The 22,373-nt window shown below is 60.7% G+C and carries 19 protein-coding genes and 3 tRNA genes; 8 read left to right on the forward strand and 14 right to left on the reverse strand.

From position 1 onward, the window contains the following. Positions 1-42 precede the first annotated feature (42 nt). Positions 43-1,617, forward strand: coding sequence for a Ppx/GppA phosphatase family protein (locus ACIX8_RS08315; RefSeq protein WP_014264896.1), 1,575 nt, complete (start codon positions 43-45; stop codon positions 1,615-1,617). Here the strand turns inward: ACIX8_RS08315 and ACIX8_RS08320 are convergent. Continuing rightward, a complete protein-coding gene (locus ACIX8_RS08320; protein WP_014264897.1) occupies positions 1,569-2,126 on the reverse strand; it encodes a SixA phosphatase family protein in 558 nt (185 codons plus the stop codon). The genes ACIX8_RS08315 and ACIX8_RS08320 overlap by 49 nt on opposite strands. Before the next feature lie 436 nt (positions 2,127-2,562). Between ACIX8_RS08320 and ACIX8_RS08325 the strand changes: the two genes are divergently transcribed. Further along, positions 2,563-3,534, forward strand: a complete 972-nt coding sequence (locus ACIX8_RS08325; RefSeq protein WP_085942753.1) for an IS110 family RNA-guided transposase — start codon at positions 2,563-2,565, stop codon at positions 3,532-3,534. Between the two features lie 333 nt (positions 3,535-3,867). On the opposite strand, the gene ACIX8_RS08330 is transcribed toward ACIX8_RS08325, so the two are convergent. The 4 genes from ACIX8_RS08330 to ACIX8_RS08345 form a co-directional block, all read right to left on the reverse strand. Then, a complete protein-coding gene (locus ACIX8_RS08330; protein WP_014264899.1) occupies positions 3,868-4,515 on the reverse strand; it encodes a class I SAM-dependent methyltransferase in 648 nt (215 codons plus the stop codon). Beyond that, the gene (locus tag ACIX8_RS08335) at positions 4,512-5,483 is read right to left on the reverse strand and encodes a hypothetical protein (protein ID WP_223295489.1); all 972 of its coding nucleotides are present in this window, start codon (positions 5,481-5,483) and stop codon (positions 4,512-4,514) included. Before ACIX8_RS08335 ends, ACIX8_RS08330 begins: the two co-directional genes overlap by 4 nt. A 247-nt stretch (positions 5,484-5,730) precedes the next feature. Then, positions 5,731-7,596, reverse strand: coding sequence for a 1,4-alpha-glucan branching protein domain-containing protein (locus tag ACIX8_RS08340; protein ID WP_014264901.1), 1,866 nt, complete (start codon positions 7,594-7,596; stop codon positions 5,731-5,733). A gap of 294 nt (positions 7,597-7,890) precedes the next feature. Further along, positions 7,891-8,907 (reverse strand): BON domain-containing protein, encoded by a 1,017-nt coding sequence (locus ACIX8_RS08345; RefSeq protein ID WP_014264902.1) that lies wholly within the window; start codon positions 8,905-8,907, stop codon positions 7,891-7,893. Between the two features lie 242 nt (positions 8,908-9,149). Here ACIX8_RS08345 and ACIX8_RS08350 point away from each other — a divergent pair, with 242 nt between their 5' ends. Continuing rightward, positions 9,150-9,551, forward strand: coding sequence for a YtxH domain-containing protein (locus tag ACIX8_RS08350; RefSeq protein ID WP_014264903.1), 402 nt, complete (start codon positions 9,150-9,152; stop codon positions 9,549-9,551). A 167-nt stretch (positions 9,552-9,718) separates the two neighbouring features. Next, positions 9,719-10,282, forward strand: a complete 564-nt coding sequence (locus ACIX8_RS08355; RefSeq protein ID WP_014264904.1) for a hypothetical protein — start codon at positions 9,719-9,721, stop codon at positions 10,280-10,282. Positions 10,283-10,593: 311 nt separating this feature from the next. Here the strand turns inward: ACIX8_RS08355 and mnmA are convergent, their stop codons facing one another. Further along, complete coding sequence (gene mnmA, locus ACIX8_RS08360) at positions 10,594-11,721, reverse strand: tRNA 2-thiouridine(34) synthase MnmA (RefSeq protein WP_014264905.1); 1,128 nt, start codon at positions 11,719-11,721, stop codon at positions 10,594-10,596. 111 nt (positions 11,722-11,832) lie between these two features. Here mnmA and ACIX8_RS08365 point away from each other — a divergent pair, with 111 nt between their 5' ends. After that, complete coding sequence (locus tag ACIX8_RS08365; RefSeq protein WP_014264906.1) at positions 11,833-13,077, forward strand: MFS transporter; 1,245 nt, start codon at positions 11,833-11,835, stop codon at positions 13,075-13,077. 10 nt (positions 13,078-13,087) lie between these two features. Here the strand turns inward: ACIX8_RS08365 and ACIX8_RS08370 are convergent. Beyond that, positions 13,088-13,164 (reverse strand) — tRNA-Arg (locus ACIX8_RS08370). A gap of 18 nt (positions 13,165-13,182) precedes the next feature. Next, positions 13,183-13,848 carry a hypothetical protein gene (locus tag ACIX8_RS08375; protein WP_014264907.1) on the reverse strand — a complete coding sequence of 222 codons (666 nt, stop codon included), beginning with the start codon at positions 13,846-13,848 and terminating at the stop codon, positions 13,183-13,185. A 119-nt stretch (positions 13,849-13,967) separates the two neighbouring features. Here ACIX8_RS08375 and ACIX8_RS08380 point away from each other — a divergent pair, with 119 nt between their 5' ends. Then, positions 13,968-14,249: a hypothetical protein gene (locus tag ACIX8_RS08380; protein WP_014264908.1), complete on the forward strand. Its 282-nt coding sequence runs from the start codon at positions 13,968-13,970 to the stop codon at positions 14,247-14,249. A 30-nt stretch (positions 14,250-14,279) separates the two neighbouring features. On the opposite strand, the gene ACIX8_RS08385 is transcribed toward ACIX8_RS08380, so the two are convergent. The 3 genes from ACIX8_RS08385 to ACIX8_RS08395 all read right to left on the reverse strand — a co-directional run bounded on the left by ACIX8_RS08385 (position 14,280) and on the right by ACIX8_RS08395 (position 16,252). Then, a complete protein-coding gene (locus ACIX8_RS08385; RefSeq protein WP_014264909.1) occupies positions 14,280-15,308 on the reverse strand; it encodes a YheT family hydrolase in 1,029 nt (342 codons plus the stop codon). Then, positions 15,308-16,111: a DUF72 domain-containing protein gene (locus ACIX8_RS08390; RefSeq protein WP_014264910.1), complete on the reverse strand. Its 804-nt coding sequence runs from the start codon at positions 16,109-16,111 to the stop codon at positions 15,308-15,310. Before ACIX8_RS08390 ends, ACIX8_RS08385 begins: the two co-directional genes overlap by 1 nt. Positions 16,112-16,177: 66 nt before the next feature. Then, positions 16,178-16,252 (reverse strand) — tRNA-His (locus ACIX8_RS08395). Positions 16,253-16,310: 58 nt separating this feature from the next. Here ACIX8_RS08395 and ACIX8_RS08400 point away from each other — a divergent pair. After that, entirely contained in the window at positions 16,311-16,847 is a 537-nt protein-coding gene (locus ACIX8_RS08400) for a DUF4112 domain-containing protein (protein WP_014264911.1), read from the forward strand. Between the two features lie 75 nt (positions 16,848-16,922). Continuing rightward, positions 16,923-16,999: transfer RNA gene (locus tag ACIX8_RS08405), tRNA-Pro, on the forward strand. 177 nt (positions 17,000-17,176) lie between these two features. On the opposite strand, the gene ACIX8_RS08410 is transcribed toward ACIX8_RS08405, so the two are convergent. Genes ACIX8_RS08410 through ACIX8_RS08420 form a run of 3 tightly spaced genes read right to left on the reverse strand, consistent with a single transcriptional unit; the run spans position 17,177 to position 22,348 of the window. After that, a complete protein-coding gene (locus ACIX8_RS08410; RefSeq protein ID WP_014264912.1) occupies positions 17,177-18,253 on the reverse strand; it encodes a hypothetical protein in 1,077 nt (358 codons plus the stop codon). A 19-nt stretch (positions 18,254-18,272) separates the two neighbouring features. Continuing rightward, the gene (locus tag ACIX8_RS08415; protein ID WP_014264913.1) at positions 18,273-21,767 is read right to left on the reverse strand and encodes a CHAT domain-containing protein; all 3,495 of its coding nucleotides are present in this window, start codon (positions 21,765-21,767) and stop codon (positions 18,273-18,275) included. Beyond that, entirely contained in the window at positions 21,764-22,348 is a 585-nt protein-coding gene (locus ACIX8_RS08420; protein ID WP_014264914.1) for an RNA polymerase sigma factor, read from the reverse strand. The genes ACIX8_RS08415 and ACIX8_RS08420 overlap by 4 nt, the downstream gene beginning before the upstream one ends. Positions 22,349-22,373 lie beyond the last annotated feature (25 nt).

The following is a 22,373-nucleotide window of genomic DNA, read 5'->3' on the forward strand; positions in this document are numbered from 1 at the left end:
AGAGTCGGACGCTTCAGCATTTCGAAAGGATTCAAGCACCCTATGCCCACGTTTGCGGCCATCGATATCGGATCGAACTCGTGCAGGCTCGCCATCGCGTCCGTACAGCAACACCGCCTGAAGACGCTGCATGAAGACCGTGAAGTTACCCGGCTGGGAGAGAGTGTCTTCGAGACCGGGGTCATCTCCCCCGAGTCGATGGCCGGCACCATCAAGGCGCTGAAGCGCTTCCAAAAGGCCGTGCAGGCGCATGTGGTGGATAAGGTCCGCGTTGTAGCGACCAGCGCCATGCGCGATGCGCGCAACTCGGAGGCCTTCCGGGCCTGGGTGAAGTCGACCACTGGCTGGAATGTGGAGGTCATCTCAGGGCTGGAAGAGGGCAGGCTGATCCATCTTGGCGTTGTCACGCATGAGCCGGGCGCGCGGGGAAGATGCTTGCTCATCGATCTTGGCGGCGGTAGCTGCGAGGTCACGCTGTCGGAGGGCGGACGCATCAAGGAGATGGTCAGTCTGCCTCTTGGCGCTGTCAGACTGCAGCAGGAGTTTCTACGCAATGATCCGCCGACGAAGGAAGATGTCGCGCGGCTGCGTCAGTACATCGACCGCGAACTCCGCAAGGGCGAACGCAAGTTTGGTCTGCCGAAGGTGGCTCTGGTGATCGCTACCTCCGGCACTGCGGCGGCGCTGGCTGAGGCCAGCAACTCGCTCGCCCTGGGGCTGGAGAAGAAGAAATCCGCCAAGGCTTCGAATGGCAAAACAACGGTCCAGCGCGTGAAGATCCTGGAGGCCGAGACCGGAGCGGTGCGCAAGCTGGCGGACCGCCTGTTGAAGATGAACAATGCACAGCGCGCGGCGGTGGCGGGCATCGGCCCGCGGCGTTCGGAGATCATCATCGGCGGCGCACAGGTCTATGCATCATTGCTGGAGCGCATGGCGCTGAAGGGCTTTCGTTACTCTCCGCTGGGTCTGCGGGACGGCATGCTGGCGCAGATGCTGGGCGACGCCGACACGCGGGCCAGCGTACATCGCACGATGGAGGCCGAGCGCTGGGAGGGTGTGCTGGAGGTGTGCCGTCGCTACGGCATCGATCCGCGCAGGGCCGAACCGGAGCGCCAGCATGCCGTGCAGCTCTTCGATCAGTTACAGCGTGTGCATGAGCTGCCGCCGGAGTACAGGCTCTGGCTGGAGGCCGCGACGATGATGCAGGAGGTGGGCAAGTTCATGAACCACCAGGGCCACCACCGGCATGCGCAGTACATCATTGCGAACTCGGAGATCTTCGGCTTCTCGCCGCAACAGCGCGCGATTGTGGCGGCGATTGCGCGGTATCTTGGTAAGTCGCGACCGGAGCCCATGGACCGCATCATGCGCCAGGTTCCGGTAGAGGAGCATGTGCATGTGGCGCGGGCGGTGGTATTGCTGCGACTGTCGCAGGCACTGAACCAGGATCGTGCGACGGCGGCGGTGCGGCTGCAGACACGGGTCTATCCGAAGCGGGTGGTGTTGAACCTGAAGCCCGCGCGCGGCAGGGCGGAGCTCGAAGTGTGGTCGCTGAAGAAGGAAGCGGCTTACTTCCGTGAGATCTTCCGGCGCGAGCTCTTCGTCGAAGTGGCATAGAGCGAGCGCACAATGCGCGGGTCGAGCAGCCACTGTAGCGTAGCGGGGCCGCGCATGAGGGTCAGGCGCGCGAGCGAGCCTTTGCGCAGCCGCACGCGTGAGGGCGTGCGGTCGTCGAGCGAAGAGATCGAGGACACCGAAGGATCGATGAGTTGGCCGAGGAAGGCCGTGATGTTGGGGTTGTGGCCCACGACGAGCAGGTTTTCGTGCGGCGCACACTCGCGCAGCAGGCGTTGAAACTGGTCGAAGGTCGCGGTTGGGGCGAGCGCGTTGGAGATCAGGATGCGCGATTCATAGCCGGTCTCGGTGCCGACCAGCTGCGCGGTCTGCAGGCTGCGCTTGAGCGGGCTGGAGACGATGAGGTCGAAGTTGATCTTCATCGCCATCAGGACGTGGGCCAGTTGAAGGCAGTGGCTCTTGCCGTCCTTATCCAGTGGGCGCTTGAGGTCGAGTAGGGGATTGATACGCCGCGTTCCAGCGCTGGCGTGGCGAAGAATAAATAGGTTCATGCGGTCTTACGTTTCTCTGGGGTGTGCCGGTTCGTCGTGACCACCCTTACTTAATAGGGATGATCAACGGGGCGAACGGGTTGTGCGGTTACGGGTCTCTCCATTTTAGAGCGGTTTTGAGGCGAAGGTAGTGCAAATCGGGGTCCCCTGAAAGATTGGTCGCGAGACCAGGTGTGCCCGACGAACGGGGGATAACAACGAATCACATATTCCGCTTCCCCCCCACAGAGACGTCATCCTTGTATCTATAAGTGAGCGACAGTGTTTGTAGGAGACTGTCGTAGAGGGGGGAACCGATGTATTGGTTCCCCCACGGGCGGACGGCACCCGTTCATCCTGTGGTCTATTGACCGACGCTCAGCCCCGGGACCGCTGCCCAAGTCGCGCACGACCGAAGAGTCGCATGATTTCAGTCGCACATACAAGGCAGGTTACCGTGACACGCATGATTTGTGGAGTGGATATATCCTCAGCCTCTTTGGCGGTACGGATAGGCCGAGAGGGTGCAGCAGCCAGTTTTGCCAATACGGTGGAAGGCATCAGTGAGTTGGTTGCGTTCTGCCGGTTGCACCAGGTAGATCTGGTGGCGATGGAGGCCACCGGGGGCTACGAAAAGCAGAGCTTCGCGTTGCTCTCAGAACAGGGGCTGGCTGTGACCATCCTCAACCCGCGCGCGGTCCGTCAGTTCGCGCTCAGCATGGGGAGAGCCGAGAAGACCGATGCGATCGACGCAGGTATGATCGCCTGGTTCGCGGAGGTGAAGAACTCCCAGCCGATGTGCCTGTCGCCGGCCAGCCAGCATCACCTGCGCGCGCTGGTGACACGCCTGCGCCAGCTCACCGAGGTTCACACCGCTCAGCGCAACCAGCAGCGCCTGATCACCGACCCTGCCGTGCAGGCCTCGTTCACCGAACTGCTGGCCGTAATCAACCGTCAGATCCGTGAACTGGCCGCAGCCATCGCGGCGTTACTAGCTGCCGACCCGCTCTGGAGCCAACTCGATCAGGCCTTCCGCACCATCAAGGGCGTGGCCGACCGCACCGTAGCGCGCCTCATGGCCGAGATGCCCGAGATCGGAACCCTGTCTAACAAAACCATCTCCAAGCTGGCCGGTGTTGCCCCGCTGGCCAACGACAGCGGTAAGCACCAGGGCAAACGCAGGGTGCGCGGAGGTCGTTCCTCTGTCCGCGAGATCCTGTTCATCGTTGCCAGCGTCGTTGGCCGCTACGAACCCGACTTCATCGCCTTCCGAGAACGGCTCGCCAACGCGGGAAAGCCTCCCAAAGTCATACGCATCGCCTTAGCTCACAAACTGCTCGTTCGACTCAACGCAAAAGCCCGCGAAGTCCGATCTCAGTTCCTCCACTCTCAACCAAACCCCTCTTCCCAACAATCCATCACCGCATAAAATACTCAGCTCTTGACAAAACAAGACAGTCGCTGAGCGGAGCGCCTCGCGCTTTTGCAAGGTGCGGAGTCGAAGGACCCCGAAAGGCTTGATCTTACCCATGATGTCGGAACCTTTTCCAGTACGAAAGTCCGAGCTCAAGCGCTCGAGGTTGAAAAGGTGCAAGAGGTTTGGGCAAGAGATCAACCCTCGGGGTCCTTCGACTCCGCGTCCCAAAGGCTGGGACGCTCCGCCCAGGATGACGATTCTGTGGGGAAGCGAAGAACAAAAGCTATGCGTTCAGCGAGCTTGATTTCGCTCTACGATCAGGGCCTTCGACTCGTCAGACATTCCCTAGACGCGTCTCCAGAGCTCGGTATAGATCATCCCGAAGAGCCGTTCGTGTTTGTCAATGGCGATGAATCCCGCACGGGCTAACGATGCCTGGGGATCGGGCAGGCTCTTTACCCGCAATCCGGTAAGCAGGCGAAATGCCAGATATAGCGCGCGAATATAGAGCCGCGCCATGGGACCTACAGCTCCTGATGGAACATGAAAGTCGGAGAGCAGCCAGAGCGTTCCGGGCTGTGCCTGCGCGGAGAGACGTTGGGTCAACTCGTCGACCTCGGCTTGCGTGAGGCAGTCGAGGAAGAAGTGCGTGACGATGAGATCGGTATCGCGACGCGGCGTTGCCGTGAGGGCGGATGCTTGTTGCACGCTTAGGCGGCCGCTCGCAAAGCCACAGCGTCTCTGGAGAAGTTGGAGCATTGTTGCGCTCGTATCGACTGCGAGTGCCTGCAGCAGCGGATTCTGCGCCAGAAGACGCGCCAGGAAGCGGCCATCGCCATCACCCAGGACAAAGGCGCTGCGGCGATCTGTGAGCTGCGGCAGAAGGTGGGTGCGCGTGTGCTGAAGCAGTGGGCCTAGCGAAAGATACTCGGCCCAGCGATAGAGGCGCGCGATGGGATCGAAGTTGGGTTTGCGTGGGGCTTCGAGATTCATCGTGCAAAGACTCGCACCAGCGGGATCAGGACCGCCGGCGTCAGCAGGGCAAGATCGGCGGATGCACGAAGGTGAATGGCGGATAGCCGTCGGCGTTGTGTATGCAGCAGAAGCAGCAACGTCGCGCTCAGGCTGCAGGCGAAGGCCAGCAACCAGAGAGGAGCAAGGGTATGCCGGTATTCGAGGAACGCCATGGCAAGGCCTGTGAGCGCCGTGAGGCTGCTGAGGCTTGCAAGATGGCCGGTGGCAAAACGCGTCGTCCAGTGCGCAAAGGTGCGTTCGCCGGGATGCTCCCAGGCGTAGAGGAAGAGGCAGTTCAGTGTGCAGACGGCCGCGAAGAGCAGCGCGTTCGGAGCCAGAAGAAGGCGCAGTTGCGGTGCGTTCGCGACCGTGGGGATGAAGATGGCTGCGGGGAAGAAGATGCCGACGGCCAGCTCCTTCGGCAGGCGGTGCGCGCCCGTTTCGTTTGCGAGAGGCGTTGCAGGAAAGATGTGAATCAGAAAGAAGTACGCAAAGAGCAGGGAAGCCAGCAGCGCATGCAGGTGCAGTGCGGCGCTGTTCAGATGATGGATCAGGACAGCGAGTCCGACCGAAGCGCAGCCGATGACGGCGAGAAAGGCTCGCCTGTGGCGATGATGAAAGCGATGCCTCTCCTCAAGTTCTGCGACGGGTGTTTCATGCGCTCCGGCGCCGAGAGGCCGGGCGTCGAGCAGGCGGTCGGCGGCATAGAGCATCCACACCGCTACGAACATGGCGGCTACCGGAGTCGTCAGGTGCAGTCCAACGCACCGGGCGACGAACCATGTCCATAACGCGGCGACCGTTGGCGCGTCGAGCGATAACAGATGCCACAGGGCTAGAGGGGTTCGCTGCGGGGCTTGATGGAGTTGCGGCGGAACGAGCGTGAGCCTGTGCTGGGGCAGGACTCGTTTGTAGTCGTGAGGGCGTGTTGGGAGGGAGGAACTCAAACGTTAGTTTAAATCATTTTGCAGGTGGGTGTGGACGGGGCGAAGTCGAAGGGGTGTTGTTTTTCTTGTTGTCATTCCCGAAGGGAATCTGCTGTTTGTGCGTACCCTGGCAGTTCTTTGTGGAGGCAGAGAGATACAGAGCATCGTTCGAGCCGTGCTCCTCCGCGTTGCCTCGCAAAATATCGACGCTGTGCCAGCAGGTAGCAGATTCCCTTCGGGAATGACAACAAGAAAGGCAACAGCACCCCTAAGCGTTGGCGCGGAACTTCAAGACCTCGGTTGCGGAGACATCGTGGATTGGAGGATGCTTGGCAGCATCGCCTGCCGGCGGAACGGTTTGCGAAGCCCTGTCTTCGGGATTGCGGCCGCTGTCACGCACCTGTCGCGCTCCTGCGACCCAGAAGCTGGGGTCGATGTCCACGAAGATGCTGTCGCGCAGCTCGATCGCCGTCAGACGCTCTTCCTGTTCCGGCGTGATCGAGCCCGTAGCCTCGAAGCCCTGCCAGATGGATTTCACGTCGTTGAATTGGTCGCTGTGCGTCTCAAAGCGGAGCTCAGCGTAGTCGCGCGCCGCGCCGGTGGTGATGAGGAACTGCCAGTCCGAGGACTCGAGCAGCAATAGCTCGCGGCAGAGCTGCTTCACGATTCGCTCACCGAGTCCGCCGTCCTTCCACTTGCCGCTGGTGCAGACATCGCGGGTGTAGATCTCGGCGGGATAGATGTGGGTGTAGGTCCACGAGGTATCCGGGTTCATCCAGACGTGGTTGGTGCCTTCCGCGCCCCATGAGCCTTCGTGCATGGCGATAAAACCTGCTCGTGGATACTGCTCCAGATACTGGGTGCAGGAGGCCAGTTCAAGGCCCATCGGGTAATCGTGCAGCACACGCGCCACGGCTTCGAGCCACATAGGCCCCTCGAACCACCAGTGGCCGAAGAGCTCCGCGTCGAAGGGTGAGCAGAGCACCGGCGGAATGGAGTCGTTGAATCCGCCCTGTAGCGCCTGCCACACCAGGTGTACGAAGTGCGAGGCGTGTCCCTTGACACGCTCCGCAGCCTCCTGCGGGTAGTACGGCTCCTTATCGCCCATGTCCACACGGGGACCGGTTACGCGCCAATAGCGGTGGCCGCCGGGCCAGCGCTTCTTGTGGAAGTCGAGGTAGCTTCCGTCGCCGGGATAGCCGGAGTCGCCCGACCACACCTGGACGCCGGTGCGAGGATCGCGCGGAAAGATGGTCGTGGCGTAGCGCTTGTCGTAGGGGCCGTCGACGTAATACGGCTGGTAGAGCCGCCGGTTTTCGTTATAGGTGAAGGGCTCGTCGATACGACCGGCCACGGAGCCGTGGAGAAGATCGTAGGGAGAAGGGATGCGGGCAGACTCTTCGACCAGGTGCGTGTCGACGAAGAAGAATTCGATGTCGCTCTCCGACAGGGCCTGTTCGACGCCGATGCGATCGAAGCCCGGCAGCGCGGGCGAGCCGTCGGCGTTGGGGACGGGGTAGTTCCAGAACCCGGCGGGGCGGTAGCCGCACTCCGGCGCCCACATGCCCTTGGGAGGCTTGCCAATATGACGGATGTGCGCGTTGACCGCCGTACGAACCTGCGCGCGCACGCTCTCATCGGTGCCGAGCAGCGGCATGTAGCCATGCGTCGCGCCGCAGGTAATGATCTCGATCAGGCCCGCATCGTTGAAGTGGCGGAAGCCCTTGATGATGTCGCCGCCGAGGGCGTTGAAGTCATCCAGCGCATCGGTAAAGAACCGGTGCCAGAAGCGGGCCGTCTCGGCGTAGTGGGTTTCGCCCGTGGTGGTGAAGAACGCTTCATCTTCGCGTGCGGCAACGATCTTGCGTTCCACGTACTTGGGGAACTCGGCTTTGAAGACCGGATGGGCAAGCTGCTCGAGAAGGATGGGAGAGAGATTCAGATTGCAGTTCAGCGCGATTCCGTCACGCTCGAGGTTGCCCAGAACGCGGAGCAGGGGAAGGTAGGTCTCTGCTGCGGCTTCATGCAGCCATTCCATGCCATGCGGCCAGGTCCCGTGGTTCACAACATAGGGAAGATGGGCGTGCAGAGTGAAGGTCAGCAAACCGGACGGTCTGGTGGTCGAGACGTTCAAAGGAATACCCCTTCCGGGTGGTCTGGGGCGGAACATACTCCGCACGCTACGGTGGGAGGCTGCAATCCACCGTCAGTTTACATTAGGGTTCGAGTGCCATTTCAGGGCGAACGAAGCTAGTTTCCTGCCCTGTCTACCTTGGATGTCAGTTTTCAGCATGAGGTGCACGCCTATGCCGGAAACCGTCATGGTTCGCGTGATGTGTAGCAGTGTTTGCGAATTGTAAAAGGGCAAGTATCGGAGGTTTTCCTTCGATACTTGCCCTTTGTTTCTTGCTGCGAGGAGTGAAATCAATCAGCGAGTCTGAAGTCCTGGCTGAGCGGGTTCGTAGTTGGAGGGGGTCTCCGAGGTGCGTACGGTAATCGAGTTCGTCAGGCGAAAGCGAATGACACTCTCGGACGGAATCTGTACCTGCTGGCCCTTCGTGACGCCCTGGACAACAGCACCGCCGCCGCCGCCAGCAGCCGCTCCGATAGCGGCACCTTTGCCGCCGCCGAAAATACCGCCGAGGACCGCGCCGATCGCCGCGCCGCCGCCAACCTTGAGCGCGGTGTTCTTGCCGCGGCCCTTGCCCTCGACCGAGTAAGCGTCTGTCGAGATGGAGATCAGCTTGCCGTGGCGGCGCAGAGCCGTCAGCTGGATCGAGAGCAGCGAACTGCCCTTGAAGTGGGTGGCGTCCTTGGCCTCTACGACGGTTCCGCTGACGGCAGAGCCTGCGGGGATGACGACAGCGCCATCGACGACGACCTCACGCGTTACGACGCCGTTGAAGGGGGTGCCGGTCTGCGTAACCGCACTGTCGAGGGTCTGCGTGATGCGGGTTGGGATAGCGGTTCCTGCCGGAATAGCTATGTCACGGTAGGTGGGAGCCGGTGGAGGAGGGGTATTGGGCGGGGGCGGAGGCAGAGGCTGATTCTGGGCGATGGCCGTGCGTTCCGCCGGTGTAGTCTGTCGCGGCGTTGTTGGCGCGGCTGGCGTTACGACGGTCGGAGCCACCTGGACGCCGGCGATGGCGAGGTTGTTCACGACCTCTTTGACGTCCGACACCTTGGCGGCGTCCTGGGCGGCGACGGCGCTTGCCGTATCGTCGGTGACGTTGCCGGAGAGGGTGACGACGCCGCTCTGTACGGCTACCTGGACGGGCTGCTGCTTGATGGCGTCGTCGGCCGCGAGGGCGGTTTGAACGTTTTTGGTCAGCGTGGCATCATCGACGGGCTTTTTGCAACCGCTGAGCGGAAGCAGGGCGAAGGCGCAAAAAAGGGCGGCTGAGGCGGAGGCATTCCGGAGGATGCCGGTTGTCTGTGTTGTCATCGTGCGGTCTCCATATCGTGCTGAATCCCTGTCTGTTGTCCTGATCCACGTAAGATGCGCCCAGAAGCGATTGCGATAGAGCTAGTTGTGAAAATATCCATCAAACTGCCGGGTGCGTAAGCCTGCTGGACGCAACCTCCCATCTTCGGTCGGCATCCACCTTGAATAGGTGCGACACTTCCCATACGATCGGTCGTGCAGCCCGTTCAGCATCGCAGCAAGTTTAGACGAAGGAGATCGCAATGGCGGACAACGAAAGCAGTATTGGTGGGTTTGGATGGTTCCTCGCGGGACTCGGACTGGGTGCGCTGGTAGGCGTGCTCTATGCCCCGAAGTCGGGAAGAGAGACCCGCGATGAGCTGGTTGCCCGTTCCCTGGAGGCCCGCGACCGTGCCAATCAGCTCTATAACCAGGGCCTGGAGCAGGCTGGGCAGTATGTTCAGCAGGGCAAGGAAACAGCGGGCCAGTATGTCGACAGAGGCAAGGAATACTACGACAAAGGCCGCACCCAGTGGAGCCAGTACGTAGACAAGGGTAAGGACCTGGTCCACACCCAGGCCGAGGCGGTTGCCGCGGCTGTGGATGCGGGCAAGGACGCGTACATCAAGACCGCGACCTCCAGCGATCCGGTGGAAAACTCGTAGTCCCAGAAGCTCTTCCGCAAGCGGGGTCGGCGGCGCCGGCCCCCTTTGCTTTGCAGACATCGTTTTCTGTGCGGGTCTTGCGGCCTCGCCCTGGAAGCACTACAGTGAGCAATGCTCAATATCGCCGATCCGAGGCATTCGCCGGGCGAGGCAACAGGAGATGTTTTATGCCAGCTACTCGCGGCTTAATGATGTTTTTGTGGCAATCGAATGAGGGATTGAATAATCACGATATCCACTTGATCATGTGGTTTGTCGGCATCATCGCGTTAGCGCTGGCGGTACAAGCTTTCGCGTTTGTGATGGCCGCGAGCTTTGCCTCGAAGCTACTGTTGAAGCTGGAGAGCCTTGCCGAACGCACTGAAGCGCGAACCAGCCCTCTGCTTACGAGGACTACTGAGGTTCTGGACGAGATCTCCCCGAAGATTCGCAGCATCAGCGCCAACGTCGAGCAGATGTCCTACACGGTGCGTGCCAAGTGCGACGAGGTCGGCGAGACGCTGAGCCAGATCAATCGCACAGTGACGGATGCCAACGATAGGACACGTATACAGGTAGCTCGCGTAGATGGCATCGTAACGGACGCGCTGCACACCACTCAACAGGTCTCGCATGTCGTGCAGGAGGGGATTCGCGTTCCCGTGAAGCAGATGGCCGGAATCATCGCGGGGCTCAAGGCAGGGCTGGAGACGTTTGTGAAGCTCTCGCCGTTTGGGAAGAGAAGAGAGTAAAGAGCAGAGTGTAGAGAGTAGAGTGTAGACGAAAGCTGCTTGGCGAAGCCTCGTCTTATGCTTTTGTTTTTCTGGTTGTCATTCCGAGCGCAGCGAGTGAACCTGCTGTCTCCCGCTTTTCGCCTGTACTACCGCGAAAGCAGACGGAGACGGACCAGAACAGCCGGACAGAACCTGGGTTACCCCATAACATTTGTAGCGGCATGAGCAAAGAGCGGGAGACAGCAGGTTCACTCGCTGCGCTCGGAATGACAACCAGAAAGGCAAAGACAAGAGCAAAGACGGAGGCCAGGCATAGAGGCCTCGCCCCTCTACGCTCTATCCTCTGCCTTTATCCAGCCGCCGCCCGCGACCTCATCCCCTTGGTAAAACACAGCTGATTGTCCTGGTGTGATCGCCCGCTGAGGCTCATCAAACGTCGCTTCGACGCGGTCGAATGCGGTTACGCGTAACGTCGCGGGGGCGGGCTCGTGGCGATGGCGAATCTTGATCGTGACGCGAATCTCTTCCTTCGGCTCCGGGATCGAGACCCAATTCAGACGGTCGGCGATGAGCGTCCGCGAGAGAAGCTGGTCATCCGTTCCGACCTGCACCGCATGCGAATCGGGATGAATGTTCAGTACGTACAGCGGCTGCGGCGAGCTGAGCCCCAGGCCCTTGCGCTGTCCGACCGTGAAGCCGTGAATGCCCTCATGATGTCCCAGAACCTCTCCACTTGCGGAGACCAGTTCCCCGGAGCTGTCGGGAAGTTCGCGGCCCTGCTCGTCGAGATAAGCCTTCAGAAACTGCGAGTAGCTGCCGCCGGGGATGAAGCAGATTTCCTGCGAATCGGGCTTCTGTGCCAACTCCAATCCATGATCGGCGGCCATGGAGCGTACCGCGGGCTTCTGCATCTCGCCCAGCGGAAAGAGCGTGCGCGAGAGCTGGTCCTGCGTGAGTCCGAAGAGGAAGTAGGTCTGGTCCTTGGACTTGTCGGCGGGCCGGGAAAGCACCCAGCGCTCGCGTGCTTCGTCGTAATGGTTACGCGCGTAGTGGCCGGTGGCGATACGGTCGGCGCCGATCTGCCGCGCAGTTAGCAGCAGTTGATCGAACTTCAGGTGGTTATTGCAGAGCGTGCAGGGGATCGGCGTGCGTCCGGCGAGGTACTCGTCGACGAACGGGCGCACGACCTCGTTCTCGAAGCGCTCCTGCGCGTTCACGAGATAGTAGGGGATGCCGATCTGCTCGGCGACGCGGCGGGCGTCGTAGACGTCGTCGATGGAGCAGCAGCGGCCCTGTACGGTCTCGGGCATGCCCTCGCGGCCGGCCAGGCGGCGCTGGTTCCAGAGCTGCAGCGTCAGTCCAATGAGATCGCGCCCTTCGGCGTGCAGAAGGGCTGCAACTGCCGAGGAATCGACTCCTCCTGACATGGCTACGGCAATGGTGTTGTTCAGCGGCATAAAGCTCCTGATTCATGATAAATCTTCAGTCCGCGTTAAGATGGAAGAACGACAAGCGCGAAGCTTCTCGGAATGAACCGGAGCTGTGTAGACTCGATGTCGAGTCATTCAATGGGGAAACAATCTCAGATCGGAATGGGAGGGCGCTGGGCACTGCCTTTTCTAGGCGTTGCATGCGCCGTCGGCGTGGGTTCCATCTACTACAACCAGCCGTTGCTGCTGGTCATGGGACAGAGTCTGCATCAGACGGCCAAGGAGATGGGCTTTGTCGCCGTCGCCACCCAGGTAGGGTATGCCTGCGGCATCATGTCGTTCGTGCCGCTCGGTGACATCACCGACCGCCGCAAGCTCATGGTGCGCATGTATGCGGGCGTCAGTGTGGCGCTGCTCATTGCGGCGCTGTCGCATCACCTGGCGACGATGCTGATAGCGAGCGTGCTCATCGGCCTGATGGCGTCGGTGACGCATATCGTGCTGCCCATGGCCCCGGAGCTGGTGCCGCACGAGCGCCGCGGGCAGGCCATCGGCACGGTGATGACGGGGTTGCTGCTGGGCGTCCTGCTGGCGCGCAGCTTTGCGGGATGGGTGAGCGGCATCGGCGGCTGGCGGTCGGTATTCTTCGCGGCTGCCCTGATGAATGCCATCTTTGTGCCCATCCTGTACAAGGTCATGCCGCGTTCGCAGCCGCATCAGGACCTTACCTACAAGGAGACCCTGCGGTCTCTCTGGACGCTGTTTCGGGACGAGCCCCTGCTGCGCGAGGCCGGCACGATCGGCGGCCTGACCTTTGCGACCTTCAGCTGCTTCTGGACGACGCTTGCATTCGTGCTCTCAAAACACTATGGAATGGGGCCGGGCGTTGCCGGGACCTTTGGTGTGGTGGGCGCCGCGGGCGCCATGGTGGCTCCCTTTGCGGGCAGGCTCTCCGACCGGCATGGCACACGCTTTGTGGTGACGCTGGCCGGGGGGATCATGACGTTCTGCTACCTATGGATCTGGTTGTGCGAGGGCTTTCATGTCTCGACGACCCTGCACATGGTGTTCCTGGTGTTCGGCGTACTGGCGCTGGATCTCGGCATGCAGATGATGCAGGTGGGGAACCAGACGCGGATCTTCGGCCTGGGAGAGCTGGCGCGAAGCAGGCTGAATACGATTTACATGACGATGTACTTCATCGGCGGAGCGATCGGTTCAGCCCTGGCGAGCCTGGCCTGGTCGCGCTGGGAGTGGAACGGTGTCTGCGCGCTGGAGATCGGTCTGATCGTGCTGGCCGGTGTGCGTCACGCAACGGGGTACAGCCGCAGGCATCCGCAGAGCGGGCCGAGCATCCCGCCGAGCGAGATGGAGATTGCCTAGTATCCAGGGATGGTGGGCGAGGCAGGTCTCGAACCTGCAACCCCCGACTTAGAAGGTCGGTGCTCTATCCAGTTGAGCTACTCGCCCCTGTGGGTATGGCCTGTTTCAGCCGACGTGCCGGACGCGCAAGGGGAACGCATCCGCTGCATCGATTGTAGCCGAGCCGCGCGTTGCTTCAAGCTCTTTCCCGCGCAACAGTGCAACAACATCTTCGAGCGCCGCCGCCCAGCGATGCAGAGCCTCTTCGGCATCGGTTCCCAGAGCCGTTACGTAGAGCGTTACGGCGAAGCCTTCGAGCGGGCCGTTGAGGTCGAGCAGGGCGGGGCGCAGCACGCACTCCAGCGCGGCGGCGTTGTGCGGCAGCCGTTGTGCGCGGCGTACGATGCGGTCGAGCCTGTCCTGCTGCTGATGCGCTGAGGCGAAGACGGGCCGCTCGCGCCACAGCAGATCGATGTAGCTTGCGAAGCCGAAGTGGGTGGCCTCGGGATCGAGATCGAGCTCCATCCGCAGCGCTTCGAGATCGTCGGCATGGGAGGTGGCGGACATCTGCCAGGTGTCGCACTTGGCGGTGAGGAAGGGCGAGCGCGTTGCATTCAGGGCTCGCAGGGCGCGGCCCAGAGGAGGGAATCGCTCGGCCTCGGGAATCTCGGCGATGTCGTAGGGTTCGGCGCGCAGATCGACGAAGTGCGCCGTGCTATCGGGGTCGGACCACGGAACGACGAGTGTTGGCGCATCGGCGGAGCATTCGGCGGTCCAGTCTGCGAGCATCATCCTCTAGCATACGGCAGAGAGCCGGAAATCTTTAATGCCGAAGCTATTGGGTAGTGGGTCAGTTTGAAGTTTGAGGGCTTCGGTGGGATGATTGGAGCGTACCGAAGAGGAGGGGTGGCATGAAACTCCGAATCGCGATTTGGTCGGGCTTGGGTGCGCTCGTTGTTGTCGTCTGGAGAATCTACATCTCGGCGACTCTTTCGAATCCGCTAGGTGCGGGCGGTGCCGGTCGGGCTCTCGTCTATCTGACCTGCCCGATTGCAATTGCCAGCCAACACCCACAGGGCTTCTACTTCGTTCTGATTGTGAATGCGGCCACCTATGCACTGGCCGGAGTAGTCGTGGAAACCATGCGGCGGTATTACAAACCTCGCTTGCTTTCAAACGGACCCAGCTACTAGCTGTTGCGGGCAATAACCTATGGGGCTTGCTTAGGCGTGGGCGAGAACGAATCGCATGGCCGTGTGCTCGGCCCAGTAGCCATCGTTGCCGTTCATGGGGTCTGGCGGAGCGAGAAAGGCGCAGTGGCCGCCGTGCTCGGTTTCGAGCAGCGTGAGGTGCGGATTGGCGGCGATGACGGCGCGGGTCTCCTCGGTGAAGCGGATGAAGGGATCGTCGCAGGCATGGAGCAGCAGCGCTGGAACGGCGATCTGGTCGAGCACGCGAGCCGCTGCCGCGCGGTGGTAGTAGTCGTCCGCGCTGCGGAAGCCGGAGTAGAGCGCGGTGATGCGGTCGTCGAACTCTCGCACCGAGGTGATGTAGGTGCCGCGCTGAGGATCGAAGGCGCGAGGAAAGAGCATCGCCTTGCGGCGGAAGCGCTTCAGCAGCGCGTTCAGGAAGCGGCGCTCATAGAGGCGATTCTGCCAGGTATGCAGAGCGTCCGCAGAGACACCCAGATCGACCGCCGGGGAGACACCGATTACGCTGCGCAGAGCCGGGGGTGCGTCCGCGCCGAGCTCTCCGGCGAGCTTCAATACGAGGTTGCCGCCCATCGAGTAGCCGATGAGTGAGACCGACTGCAGCCCCTGCGTCTCGATGAAGAAGCGCAGCACGCGGCCCACATCGCCCGAGAGGCCGGAGTGGTAGAGCGTCGGCGTGAGGCGCTCCGTGCCTCCGCAGTTGCGCATGTTCATGCGGATGACGTTGCAGCCCGCCTGCCACAGCTTGTTCGCGTTGCCGACGACGTACTGCGAGCGCGACGAGCCCTCCAGGCCATGCACGATGATCGCCGTCGGCCGCTGGGGACGCTCCGGCAGCGGCTGCCAGTGGCACTCGCACAGCACCTGGCTGGAGATCTGTGTGCCATGAGCGGGCGAGACTTCGACCAACTGCGCCACGGGGCGGGGAAGGTGGTTGGGCCGGGGGAGGAAGTTGCCGAAGATGGTCTGTAGATGGCCGTTGGAGAGCCAGCGCCGGGTCTGGAACTCGGGATAGCCTTCGGGCCAGGGAGGCGATGCCATTACCGCACCCCCGCGCCGGCTGGGTCGGCAAGTTCGGCGGCGCGGCGTAGCATCGCCAGCGCGTTCAGGGCTCCTGTGGGCTCGTCCTCGTGCTTGAAGTAGACGAAGACCTCGCCCTCTTTTGCGAGCGCCGTAAAGCGGGCCGCGAAGGCGTTGAGCTCGGCAGGGGAGTAGCCACCGTCACGCCGCAGACGGTAGCAGCGATGCTTGGCTGTACGGACGTCGGGGCTGGCCAGGTCGTTGCTTTCGGCGACGCAGAGAGCGGCGTTGTGCCGACGGAGGATCTCGTAGGTCTCTTCGCTGAACCAGCTTGCGTGGCGGAATTCAAATGCGAGCGGCAGGGAGCCGTCGAACGCGGGCAGGGCGAGAAAGTCCTTCAGCCTTGCGGGATCGGCAGCGAAGTTGGGAGGAAGCTGAAACAGCAGCGGGCCGAGCTTGCCGGCCTCGCGTGCGGGCTGGAGTGCGGCGATGAACTCGGCGACGGCTTCCTGGCTGTTGCGCAGCCGCTGAAAGTGGGTGATCCGCTGCGGCGCCTTGAAGCTGAAGCGAAAGCCCGGGGGCGTTGCGTCCAGCCAGCCCTGGAGCTGCGTCTGTGTGGGGAGCGTGCGGAAGGTGTAGTTCACCTCAACCGAGGTCAGCAGGGAGGCGTAGACGTGCAGAAAGGCGCGCGAGGGCACGTCTGCGGCGTAGAATTCAGGCTTCCATGTGGGATAGGCCCAGCCGGAGGTCCCGGTGAAGAGGTTGGCGGGCGAAGGCGCGAGCGACGCAGCGACAACGGCGTTGAATTTTGGGGCTCGCGGCAAGCAGGTCTCTCGGACGCTGGACTGGATCGCCGACCTGGGCGTCGGTTTACAGAAGAAGAGAGTGATTGGGGCGGCTAGTGGGGTTCGAACCCACGACATCCGCTGCCACAGAGCGGCGTTCTGCCACTGAACTATAGCCGCCGTATCGAAGATGATTGTAGCATCCAACAGGTGTGGAAACGAAGCGAGGGACCCCCTGATGAACCGGAAGACGACAGAACCTGAGATTTTCACGCCGGGCCAGGCTCCTCACAAACGCTTTGGCGGAGGGGGCGGAGCGTTCCGCGACGAGAACCTCGACCTGCTCTCCCGGGTGCTGGACACCTGGTTCCGCATCCCCGGCACGAGCATCCGCTTTGGGCTCGACGGCATTATCGGGTTCGTCCCCGGCATAGGAGACTTTGCCGGGGGAGCGGCGAGCTGCATCATCGTGCTGGCGGCGTTCTTTCGCGGCGTGCCGATGGTCACGATCGCTCGCATGGTGGTGAACCTGGTGATCGAGGTCGGCGTGGGCATGGTGCCGGTGCTGGGCAATCTGTTCGACATCGGCTGGCGAGCGAACCGGCGCAACTACCATCTGCTGGAGAGCAGCCTGTACGGGCCTGCACGCGACACCTGGCACGACTGGCTGTTCATGGGGCTTCTCGCGCTGGGGCTGATCGCGCTGGCAATGCTGCCGTTCCTGCTGCTGCTGTGGATCGGCCATGCGCTGGCGCATGATGTGCGGACGTTCTAGTTTGGGATAACGTTCGAGTTGTCCGCAGCTAGGGTATGGCCAAGCAGGTTTTGGGGATGCAATAATGGTTGAAGTCGGGGCGTAGCGCAGCCTGGTAGCGCATCTGCTTTGGGAGCAGAGGGTCGGGAGTTCGAATCTCTCCGCCCCGACCATTCACATCAACTGTCTCCTATAACTCCTTTGAATAGTTTTCATTGTGATTCGGGATTGACTCGTTTCGAAATGTGATCTTTCCTGTGTGCTCCGAGCGCCTAACCGCCCCGTCGCCAAGCATTGTATGGTGAGGGAACAAACGACAGCAATGCCCAGGATCGAATAACGTCTGAGCCTTAGCACCCACACGTATCGACACCTACGGCGCCACTGCAACAACTGGCGAGAGTGAGACGGAACGGTATGACCTTCTTGTTGTCGCAGGTATCGATGAGGTGTGCATTCGCCCCTGGAGTCATCTCCAGTTCGTCCTGCGTAACGCTAATGGGAACACTCGCTCCAGGTACGGGGCGTTGAGGGGGGCATGGACGATTGATTAAAAGGCTACATTTGATCTCGACGATCAAACTTATGAGTTGATTGAACATCATCGGGGCGTGATCAATGCTCGCGATGGTTGGGACTGAGTGGAAGTGGTAATCAGAATTAAAGTCTTTCCCACCTTGTGAGATGAGTCCAGGATTCTTTCCATCTCCTGGTGTAAATGCTAGTTTGCTGGCTCCTTTGTATTCGAAGATGTGAGTGGTGGCGAGGCCAGTGTCTTTCGAATTCTTAGCGGGTTCCAGGCGATTATTGGGATCAGCAATTTTTACATCCGGACGGAATGCCGCAGGAATAATGCGAGTGGGACGCGGAACCGTAACAATGCGGAGGTTCGTTTGTGCCAAATTTACATTGTATGGTTGGCCTTTGTTCGATGAATTGCGTGCCGCAGAGAGATAGGCAAAGCTGCTGTCCTTATTGGAATTCATAAAGAGTGCATCCAGGCTCTGGGGGTGGCTCCAGTTACCGTCGTCCACGCTCACACTATGAATGAGTGAATTGGCAGCGCTCTGTGGATTTGCGCAGAGCCGGCCGCGTTTACTGCTGGTGTCCCAGTTGCCAGCTTGATCCCAGACTCCGTGAGGGAAGGTATGCTTCATGCTGGTCATGTCAATTGCAGAGGTTTGCGGCGGCTGGCATTGCATTGAAGCCGGGGTCCCGGGCTGAGTTGGTTCGCTGGGATCTAACGTGATCGCATGCATCAGGTTCGGTTGTCCGGGGATGCCGCAAAAGATCCATGCGCCAGCGAAGAAAATCCTGATCCCATTGTCGAAGTGGTTACGTTCGCAACCGGTAAGGATGGGCGAGACAGTGGCCGTTGAGGAGACAATTGCTGCGTCACGAAGGAAGGAACGGCGAGTATAGGTCATGGTTCATCTCTCCTGATTTTTATCGGGTGAAGGTTTGGAAGGAGGCCCAGAAGTAAGGATGTTGCCAGCCAGCGGTAGAGCGTATCGACTGCTGAGCTATCTGAAGTGCTTGCGAAGGATGCAGGCCCGAAACAAGCTGTTTGTAGAAAGTCGTCATGAGGGACTGCGTGCTGTGATCGTCGACGTCCCAGTAACTTGCAATGACCGCGTGCGCGCCGTCCAAGAGCAGTGCATTACGAATCGTGCGAACATCTTCAATGCGGTCGGGATTGGCTGCTACTGTGTTGCAGGCGGCCAATACAGCAAGGCGGCAACCCGATAGGCGAATTGTGCTCAACGCCTCAGGGGTAAGGCTGAAGCCGGAGTCAACGGTACGAGAGAGAAGAAGCTTTGCTCCCGAGCTGGATTCAGCGTGCCCTGCAAAATGAAATAGCTCCGCGGAGGACATGGCCTTGAGGGCCGTTGCAGGGGTGATGGCTGTTCCGTCGAGAGAAGTGACATGAGGAAAGAGCTGCATGAGTGCAGTGGCTTCCGAATCCTTTGTGGGGGCATCCGCGAAGCCGTTGAAGATAACCATGTGTGCGCTGGAACGGATGGAGGATTCGGTCAGAGCCGATGCTGGATCCAGTGACCACCATGGCGGCAGAATCGTAAGTTGTGCGACGTCGCCAAGCCAGTCACCCGCAGCAGTGGTTAGTGCTTGAAGAGGCAGCATGCTAAGGCTCGGGTCAAGATCGATCCAGAGGTGAGCAGATCCCGTGGTTTTTTCGGTGAGCGGCTCGAAGAGATTCGTATCAAGGTCTTTGCCCAGGTTATGCACATCCGTTAAATTCGATTCCTGATCGGCACACAGGTGATAGAACGTGATGGCGGATTGGTGAAGGTGGGCGCGGTCTCCCAAGGTTGCCGTACGCAGGACTTCCAGTGTTCCAGCATTCACCAGCCAGCCAATGTATTGCTCGCCAACGCGAGCGATCACCAGGGCATGAGCTGTTACCGGTTGTGTCTCGTTCCCGCCGTTTACAAGGCTTTCGTTGGTATAGGGAGCACTGCGAAAGCGTTCCCAGGCTCGCAGTGCGGACGTACTATCTCCGCTTCGCAGGTAGACGCTGATCAGCGCTGCGTAGACATCGGTATTTTCGCGGACCCACTCCTGCCGTTCGAAGCTCGAATGAAGCGAGGAAAGGGAACGCTCTGCTTCAGCGACGGAAAGCCTGGCGTCCGCCAGCGCATCGCTCCTGCGACCTAGAGCCATCTCCGCGACTGCTTTTTGTTCGAAGAAGTTGATCCGGCCAGGGATGTAGTCGCTGGAACGTATTGTGGAACCACTCTCGTTGAGAAGCCGTAAGGCGGATGTCGAATCACCGCGCCGAGACGAGATCTCAGCTTGGTCGGTCTGCCACACCGCACGATAGAGCGCGGGCGGGTGTGACGTTTGGGCCAGCGCATAGGCCTGCGCAAAGGCTGTGTCCGATTCCTTGTAGTCGCCGGTGCGTCCGGCGAATGTGCCCAGGATTTCTGCAGCGAACGCGTGCAGGTTCACACTGCCGGAAGCTCCGGCCAGCTTTTCTGCGGTATGCATCAATTCGACGGCAACATGGCTTTGCCCGAGTATCTGTGCGCTCTGCACCATGTTGTACAGAAGTGAGTACTGTTGTCGCAGTGGGCAAACAATCTGGACGCAGGTTTGCATCCCGGAGACCTCAAGCTGCCAGGCGGATGAGGTCTTCCCCATCGTTTGAAGGGCTTCCGCCTGGGCGGCGATTGCATTGATGTGCGTGAGCGGAAGATCAGCGGCAAGCGAAACTAAACCAGCCTGTATATAGTCGGTCTTGGCCTTTGTAAGATCTCCACTGCGGCCGACGCAATCGCCTCTCTCCAGCAGAACTTGTGCCTGGATGACTGCATCAGTGATGACATGGGGATTGCCTTCAAGTAGTTTGGCGGTTTGCAGGCAATCAGCGGCGCGACCTAGCCGCTGGAAGGCGTGCAACTCTGCAAGCTCGGCGCGGACAAGATCCGGATTGGGATGTGACTGCGTATAGAGTGCGACGACTTTCTCCGCTTCGGCTAGAGAAGGGCCTGGATCTCCGGAATGGCTCGCTGCAACAGCCAATGCAAGGTGCCGATCCGCATCGATTTCGGTTGATGTGTGCTTGCTCGCGACCCAGTCGGCAAGCCATGGGGCCTGATGGCGGAGGCCGAGTTGAGCTGTTTGTTCGATCTTGGCCCGGATCTGCGATGAACTGTTCCACCGCGGAAGCAATTTTTCGATGACTTCGCCCAGCGTTGCCTCATACCCATCTGTTGGTGACGTAGCCGAGCGGCTGGAAAGCCGTTCGATCTCCGCCTGGATTGCCTGTTGCCAAGGCTTCGAGTGTTCAAGTTGAAGCGCGGCGTGTAAATCGGCGAGAGCATTTTCCGTGATGCTCAACCGCTCCCAGCAGAGCGCGCGGTTGTAGTAGAGAAGAGAAAGGTCAGCCGATTGTTTTTTTGCGGATTCGCTCGAGATTTGTTTGCTGTAAATTTCAGCGGCTTCAGCATAGTCTTCGGCCGTTTGTGATTGCTCGCCGATCTCGAACCATGCAGCGGCGAGATCGGTTTGCAGGTTCGGGAGCTTGTCGTTGACCGTTTGCGCGATCTCGAAGTTCCGGCGTGCGGCGATGCCGTCCTGCTGGAGAAGATTGATCTCGCCTATGATCTGGTGCCAGTAGGGACTGTTGGGGGTTTGGTCGAGATGCTGCTGGGCGCGAAGGCGGAGTTCGAGGAGTTCGCTGGGTTCTGGGAGGCCGTGATTCGGGCCCGTGGCTTCACCGCGTGTGATGGAGGCCATGGCGACAGGGTCGCCGCCCGGGATACGCAGCTCGAGGCTGCGCTGTTTGTTGTAGGCGAGCGCGAGCAATTTTGCGTCGGAGGGATACGCCGTGTGCCAGATCATAACGCCGGTGAGGACAGCCGCACAGAAGATGGTCGCGGTTAGGGGAAGCATGATCCAGATAGGCTTGAGGCGAAGCCATTCGAGGAAGGTGCGCCTTGGATGTGGCTTCAGATTCGGAACATCGGTGGGCGCGGTTTCGGGCTTGCCGGCAGCCGACATCATCTGAGCCGCTACGCGCCGTTGCCAGAGGGGGGTAGCACTGGCAAGACCCTCAAGAGGCTCTGCTGTGTCGAGTTGGTCGGGTTGCATCAGTTGCATGGCTTCCTGCAAGGCATCGGCACAACTGCGGCAACCGGCTGCGTGGGACAGTAAAGCGGACGACTGCTCTGGTCGCAGTCCTGCGGCAAATTCCAGCCAGGCGTCCCGTTCGGGACAGAGTTCATCCGGAGCAGAAGCTGCATTTGCACGCAGACTGCGTAGGCTCCAGTGAGTATGCGCAAGTATGGCGCAGTCCTCGCATCTCTGGAGGTGTTGGGATAGCTGCTGCTGGTCGGGCCCGGCGGAGGCAAGCGCCTCCGGTGATTCCGGAAGACTAGCCAGCTCCTGCGGGCTTAGGTGATCTTCCAGCGATCTCATTTCAAACCTCCTAACGCGCTTTGAGGCGAATCTCCTTTTGAGAGCCCTGCGGACGGGGCAGAGACGTTGCCTACGGCACTGCGCAGGGCCTGGGTGAGGCGGTAGATACAGCTCTCGACGCCTTTGTGTGTGAGGCCAAGATTCGGCATGGCGGCGATGTCTTTGGCGGTGTATCCCTGCCGATAGTAGAGCCAGAAGATGGTGCGGTCGCGCTGGCTCTCGGTGGAGGCCAGGTGACGGTCGAGTTCCTTAAGGAGAGTGGTCTGCTCGATGGTGGAAGAAGGGGTGCTGGCTTCGAGGTTCGTACCGTCGTCCTCGACTTCGCTGCGACGCTTATAGGTTGCGCGGGCGCGGTAGTGGTCAAGCGCGACGGAGGTGGCGATGACCTTGATGTAGCCGAAGATGGCCTCGTCGTGTTGGGCGCTGAATTCACGGAGGGCTCGGCAATTGTCCTTGCAGAGACGGAGATAGGTTTCCTGGACCAGGTCGTCGATGAGCGCGGGACTGGGTGCGTTATAACGGCGCACGACACGAGCGACGCTGGAGGCAATAAGCGGTTGGAAGCGCTGGACGAACGCCATCCAGGCATCTTCATTTCCGGACTTT

This window comes from Granulicella mallensis MP5ACTX8 (genome assembly GCF_000178955.2).
GTDB classification, from domain to species: domain Bacteria; phylum Acidobacteriota; class Terriglobia; order Terriglobales; family Acidobacteriaceae; genus Granulicella; species Granulicella mallensis.

Excerpts from the sequence above, each read along its gene's own strand:
- ACIX8_RS08330 (WP_014264899.1), bottom strand. The coding sequence starts at position 4,515 with ATGAATCTCGAAGCCCCACGCAAACCCAACTTCGATCCCATCGCGCGC.
- ACIX8_RS08350 (WP_014264903.1), top strand. The coding sequence starts at position 9,150 with ATGGCGGACAACGAAAGCAGTATTGGTGGGTTTGGATGGTTCCTCGCG.
- ACIX8_RS08415 (WP_014264913.1), bottom strand. The coding sequence starts at position 21,767 with ATGAGATCGCTGGAAGATCACCTAAGCCCGCAGGAGCTGGCTAGTCTT.
- ACIX8_RS08345 (WP_014264902.1), bottom strand. The coding sequence starts at position 8,907 with ATGACAACACAGACAACCGGCATCCTCCGGAATGCCTCCGCCTCAGCC.
- ACIX8_RS08420 (WP_014264914.1), bottom strand. The coding sequence starts at position 22,348 with ATGGCGTTCGTCCAGCGCTTCCAACCGCTTATTGCCTCCAGCGTCGCT.
- ACIX8_RS08385 (WP_014264909.1), bottom strand. The coding sequence starts at position 15,308 with ATGGCATCGCCTCCCTGGCCCGAAGGCTATCCCGAGTTCCAGACCCGG.
- ACIX8_RS08380 (WP_014264908.1), top strand. The coding sequence starts at position 13,968 with ATGAAACTCCGAATCGCGATTTGGTCGGGCTTGGGTGCGCTCGTTGTT.
- ACIX8_RS08315 (WP_014264896.1), top strand. The coding sequence starts at position 43 with ATGCCCACGTTTGCGGCCATCGATATCGGATCGAACTCGTGCAGGCTC.
- ACIX8_RS08410 (WP_014264912.1), bottom strand. The coding sequence starts at position 18,253 with ATGACCTATACTCGCCGTTCCTTCCTTCGTGACGCAGCAATTGTCTCC.
- mnmA (WP_014264905.1), bottom strand. The coding sequence starts at position 11,721 with ATGCCGCTGAACAACACCATTGCCGTAGCCATGTCAGGAGGAGTCGAT.
- ACIX8_RS08355 (WP_014264904.1), top strand. The coding sequence starts at position 9,719 with ATGCCAGCTACTCGCGGCTTAATGATGTTTTTGTGGCAATCGAATGAG.
- ACIX8_RS08375 (WP_014264907.1), bottom strand. The coding sequence starts at position 13,848 with ATGATGCTCGCAGACTGGACCGCCGAATGCTCCGCCGATGCGCCAACA.
- ACIX8_RS08320 (WP_014264897.1), bottom strand. The coding sequence starts at position 2,126 with ATGAACCTATTTATTCTTCGCCACGCCAGCGCTGGAACGCGGCGTATC.
- ACIX8_RS08400 (WP_014264911.1), top strand. The coding sequence starts at position 16,311 with ATGAACCGGAAGACGACAGAACCTGAGATTTTCACGCCGGGCCAGGCT.
- ACIX8_RS08365 (WP_014264906.1), top strand. The coding sequence starts at position 11,833 with ATGGGGAAACAATCTCAGATCGGAATGGGAGGGCGCTGGGCACTGCCT.